Origin of the sequence: Novosphingobium sp. ZW T3_23 (genome assembly GCF_044987305.1) — a bacterium.
Classification (GTDB): Bacteria; Pseudomonadota; Alphaproteobacteria; order Sphingomonadales; family Sphingomonadaceae; genus Novosphingobium.
The window spans coordinates 1-4,885 of sequence record NZ_JBJDRF010000110.1; the positions used below are offsets into that span (position 1 = coordinate 1).

4 protein-coding genes are annotated in these 4,885 nt (G+C 57.9%); 1 reads left to right on the forward strand and 3 read right to left on the reverse strand.

Features of this window, described 5'->3' with window-relative positions:
- Positions 1 to 206: 206 nt before the first annotated feature.
- Positions 207 to 1,508 (forward strand): YhcG family protein, encoded by a 1,302-nt coding sequence (locus ACI3K3_RS25360; RefSeq protein WP_404918839.1) that lies wholly within the window; start codon positions 207 to 209, stop codon positions 1,506 to 1,508.
- A 700-nt stretch (positions 1,509 to 2,208) separates the two neighbouring features.
- On the opposite strand, the gene ACI3K3_RS25365 is transcribed toward ACI3K3_RS25360, so the two are convergent.
- The 3 genes from ACI3K3_RS25365 to ACI3K3_RS25375 form a co-directional block, all read right to left on the reverse strand.
- Positions 2,209 to 2,718: a hypothetical protein gene (locus ACI3K3_RS25365; RefSeq protein WP_404918841.1), complete on the reverse strand. Its 510-nt coding sequence runs from the start codon at positions 2,716 to 2,718 to the stop codon at positions 2,209 to 2,211.
- Positions 2,719 to 2,877: 159 nt separating this feature from the next.
- Positions 2,878 to 3,630 (reverse strand): hypothetical protein, encoded by a 753-nt coding sequence (locus ACI3K3_RS25370; RefSeq protein WP_404918843.1) that lies wholly within the window; start codon positions 3,628 to 3,630, stop codon positions 2,878 to 2,880.
- Between the two features lie 73 nt (positions 3,631 to 3,703).
- On the reverse strand, positions 3,704 to 4,267 hold the full coding sequence (locus ACI3K3_RS25375) for a hypothetical protein (RefSeq protein WP_404918845.1): 564 nt from the start codon (positions 4,265 to 4,267) through the stop codon (positions 3,704 to 3,706).
- Positions 4,268 to 4,885 lie beyond the last annotated feature (618 nt).

Sequence of the window (4,885 nt, forward strand, 5' to 3'; positions counted from 1 at the left end):
AACCATCTTGGCCAGCGTTCATGTGCGAGCGCATCAACAGGCCGGACATACGAATGCAAGCGATCAGATCAATACTGCCGAAATGTTCTTGCAGGTAGGGGGCCGTCCACATACGGAATCCGCAGCCAATTCCAAACTCGGCCGAGTATGACGAATTTCGATCCAGAGGCATGGCTTGGGGGCAGTCTCCTGCTAGGTAGGAGAGCATGAGCTTCGTTTCATTACCTGCCGATTCGACCGAATACGCCCAGCTTCTCGACACCCTGAAGCTTCGGATCCGCACCGCACGGCTGCGGGCAGCGGTTGCTGTCAACGAGGAGCTGATCTTGCTCTATTGGGGGATCGGCCGAGATATCCTCGAGCGCCAGGGAGTTTCCGGTTGGGGCGCAAAGATCGTCGATCGTCTGTCGGTGGACCTGAAACGCGACTTTCCGGAAATGACCGGCTTCTCGCCTCGCAACCTTAAATATATGCGCGCATTGGCCGAGGCGTTCCCTGATCGCGAAATCGTGCAACAGGTCATTGCACAATTGCCATGGGGCCATGCGATCACGCTCATGGAGGCTATCAAGGTATCCGATCAGCGTATCTGGTATGCCAAGCAAGCGCGGGAAAACGGCTGGAGCCGAAACGTCCTCACCCACCAGATCCGCAGCGATCTTTTCGCTCGGCAGGGCAAGGCCATCACCAACTTTGCAAGAACGCTACCAGCTCCACAGTCGGATCTGGCACAGGCGCTCATGAAGGATCCCTACAGTTTTGAATTCCTAGGTCTTGGCGCGGACATCTCCGAGCGAGAACTGGAGCGCAGCCTGCTCGATCACCTGCGGTCGCTCTTTCTCGAACTCGGCAAAGGCTTCGCATTCGTAGGGAGCCAATACCATCTCGAGGTTGCAGAACAAGATTATTACCTTGATCTCCTCTTCTACCATTTGCAGCTGCGATGCTTCGTGGTGGTCGAGCTGAAAATTGAAGAGTTCAAGCCTGAGTTTGCAGGCAAAATGAACTTCTACCTCTCGGCAGTAGATGACCTTCTGCGGCACGACGACGACGCACCGACAATTGGTATCATTCTGTGCCAAGGCAAGAACGCCGTCGTAGTGGAATATGCATTGCGGGATTCCATTAAACCGATGGGAGTTGCGGATTACAAGCTGTCGGCGGCCCTCCCTGCCCCCCTTCAGGCTGCGCTGCCAACCGCCGAAGACCTGGCCCGCGAATTTCCAATGATGACGCTCGTCAAGCTCCGCATCGATATAGAGCGCGAACTGCGCGCTCTGATCGAGGGCGACGGCGTCGAAAGCGGCCGCCCACTAGTATTAAGCGAAATGGTGCGTCTAAACGAAGGGGTGCGCGATCTGCCCTCCACGAAAGATTTCATCGGCATCGTCAACAGTCTCAACAAGGCCGCGCACGGAATCGATATCCCGGCAGAAGAGGCCGAACGAGCCTCAGCGACTGCCAATCGCTTCCTGTTTGATATCCGAGCTTATCGCACATCCACATAACGGGGAGGGCAGCGGGAACGATTAGCTACGCCGGAATAACTGATTCTGTAAAACGGGAGCCAGTCCACGACGGATCCACTCCGAAAGCCGCGAGGCCGACAATCAGGAAGCCAACTCGGAACGGCGAGGATTAGGTCGCGGCCTGCTGGCCGCCGCCTGCCCTAGCTCAGCCTTCGCCGACTAAGCTGCCCTTAAGCACGTCGTTTCAGTTTCCTGATTGCTGCCCTACGTTCACCAAGGTTCGGATGAACCTGAACGACTTGTCGTGGGACAGATCCGTCATTCGCAGTGTCGCTACCGACCGGCTGATTATGCCAAAACCCCTCTGTGGTCTGCTGGCGCTGGATCTGCGGGAAGGCCGTCCGGGGCGGGGGCTTCTTCTTGCGTCGGATTTCCTTAAGATAGGCCGTTTGCTACTCGGGGGGTGGCTCTTTGCCCAAACCCGACCAAATCAGATTTCTCGCTGATGTAGCGTTGATCGACAACGAACGGGGTCGCGGTTTGGCTTGTCCCCGGCGCCAGCTATCACCCAGCTTTGCGTGACCTGCCCCAAAGCGGCAACCGACAAAGATGGGCCTAAGCTTATGGCGATCGTCAGCCGGGAAATCGGAATCATCAACATGTCACTAACGAGCCGGTAAATCGGCGCAGGTATTCATTCTCAGGCCCACATCGGCGCATCAATTGTGCCCTGCCCCAGTCACGGTATCGTTCGCGGACTGGCACGTGTGCCTGCTGCGGTATACTGTGGCTCGCCGGTCCAGGTCATGATCTTCGTGAGCGCTCCGCCCGGCTGCGCAAACCGTTTGCACGATACTTCGTCTATAGCTTCCAAGACGTCGGCGGAGCGGGTCGCACCGGCTTCCACGCCCATGAGGTAGGCATTCGCCATAGCCTTGTCCTCGTCCGCCACCAGGAAAGCAGCTTCTTCAAGATCGCTTGTCGCCGCGGCCCGGATCGTACCTGCATGACCGTCATCGAGTAATCGACACATCTGGCCGATTGTGACGAGGCGCTGTAGCCGCATGCTCAACACCGCCTGAGCTTTGTAGGCTTCCAATAAGGTTTCGCGCATCCCGGGCGCAGCGAGCATTTGGCTGCGTATCTCGGAGCGCCGATCAACAGTTGCGCCCGCATGCGGAATAGACAGGCACAAGGACAGCGTAACCACAAAGGCATGACGGTATCGGGGGCGGAATGATCGATACATTCGCTACTGATCCATGCGTTCGCCGGGCACCGTGCGCAGCGCGTCGCCATAATCGAGCGAGCCAAGCAGGAATCGGGACTTTGAGCCCGCGTTAAGTGACGCTTTCCGTGGGATATCGAGCCGCATAATGTGGGAAGTCCTAGTCAAACCACTTGTCCATCAGCACTTGGGAAAGTGCGTCACACCTTCCACGGCGTAGCGGCCATCACTGCCGACCACATAGCGTTCACTGAAAGCCTTCGAACCGGTATAGTGGACCGTGAAAGACTTATCTTTTTGCGCCGAAATGATGCGCCCATCGACCTCGACCAACTTCTGCCCATCCGCCGACGCGCCGGAGTTGGAGTAGTGTACCGGGAAGGTTGCAATCTCGACCGGCCCTCCGGGTGTGAGATGGGTCAGCGTCGCGAAGGAGCAAGCATAGCCCTGCCATACGCCCCCGCCTTCGGTATAGAGTACAGGCCCAGCGCCGATCGCATCGGTCCACCCCCATCGCTGTGCGGGATTGCCCATCGTCCCTCTCGCGCCGACGTTCAGCCATGCCCCAGCGACTTTGTAACTCCCGGCGTGGCGTTCCAGATAATGCACGGAGTTGCGGCCTGTACAGGCCTGGGCGCTGCAGTCGCTCGCTCCCGTGCTGACGAGTGCCGTCATGCCGTCTGGCAATGGCACCAGAGTCAGCGGTACGAATGTGACGCTATCTCCATCGATCACGCAAACGACCTCATACCATCTGCCCGGTCCGCCGTGGGTATTCTGCGCGAATGCGGCCTCGAATGCGGCCGGGGTTCCTGCCGGCACCGTATCGCGCTCGACATCCTTCACTTCAAACAAGCCTTCGTCGGTAGTCGCCGCTTGGGCAGAAGACGCCATGAAAATGACGGCTGTCACGGCAGCCACGGCTGTTTTCATGATGATGGCACGCTCCTTACGCACTTCCGGCGCCGGGCCGAAGCCGCTGGGCCAATCTGCCCCGAGTTTTCTGTCAACCCGCATTACAATGCGCGACGAAGTCCGAGATCGCTTTTGTCCCAGATGAACTGCCAACCATGTCGACAGGGGCATCTCCGATCGTAACGATCACCCAACCATTAGCTGCGAAAGCCTTCAGGAAAAGGCTGTCGCCGGGGATCTCGTCAGAGGTGAACGAAGGCATTTCGGGAATTTCGGTCTGTTCTGTCTTGCCGCCAAGTTGCAGTTTCTGATCACCCGAAACCAGTGTCATCCCGCGTAAGTTTGCCGGCCCACCCGCAATGCCGGCAAAAACCCGTGCGCCACCCTCTTCACATGTGAAGTTGAGACGCTGATCGTCGGTATTGCTCCGTTCATACGCAAGGATTGCCGGGCGGCTTCTGACTTCCTCATCGATTCTGAAGCTCCAGTCGTACCCCGCCGACCTGGAAGGCTTGCGCGCGCGCTCCTCTTTAACGGCGGGTGCAGGAGCGGGCCGATCCACGCCTTGCGATGCCTGAGCCGCGGCATTGTTGTCCGCGACGTTGCATGCTGCGGCCAGAACCGCTGCCAGAACTACAAACGAATGTCTCTTCATTCTGCGGCATATCCTTCTCGACCCGGAAGTGATGGCCCGGCCGTAGCAATGCATCCCACTCCTACGGGTTTGTAAGCTTCAAAGTGCCGATCCACGATGAAATAATCTCGATTAAATTCAACATTTTTTTGTCCTCACCGGTCGTTGAGGTCAATTAGCCGGGGTCGTAGAGGTCGTTTACAAGCCACGCTCATGCCAGCGGGCGCTTGTCGCGCCTGAACCTAACTCTTTCACCATTCATGCCGCCTCAAAAACGCGAATGACGATTTCAGATAGAAGCTGTCGTGCGCTGCCTACTCTTGGGTGTGGCATAATCTGCTCGGGACCCTCCACTACCGCCCTGCCCCGCCGACGAAGCGGACCTTGAGCGCCTCATTTCGGCTCGCTAATAGGTGCCATAGGTTCACCCAATTACGCGCGAACCTGAACGACGTGTCGTGGGACTTTGCCGTCATTCGCCCACGCTAACGGGAAAGGCAGCTTCTATTCGGATGCGGGGCCTGGGGCTGGCATGGGGATCAGCTTGGCCATCTTGCGAAGGTTTTGGGCGGTGGCGGCGAGGAGGAACTCGTCTTTTGCACCGTTTGGACCTCTCAGGCGCAGGCGATCCATCCTGAG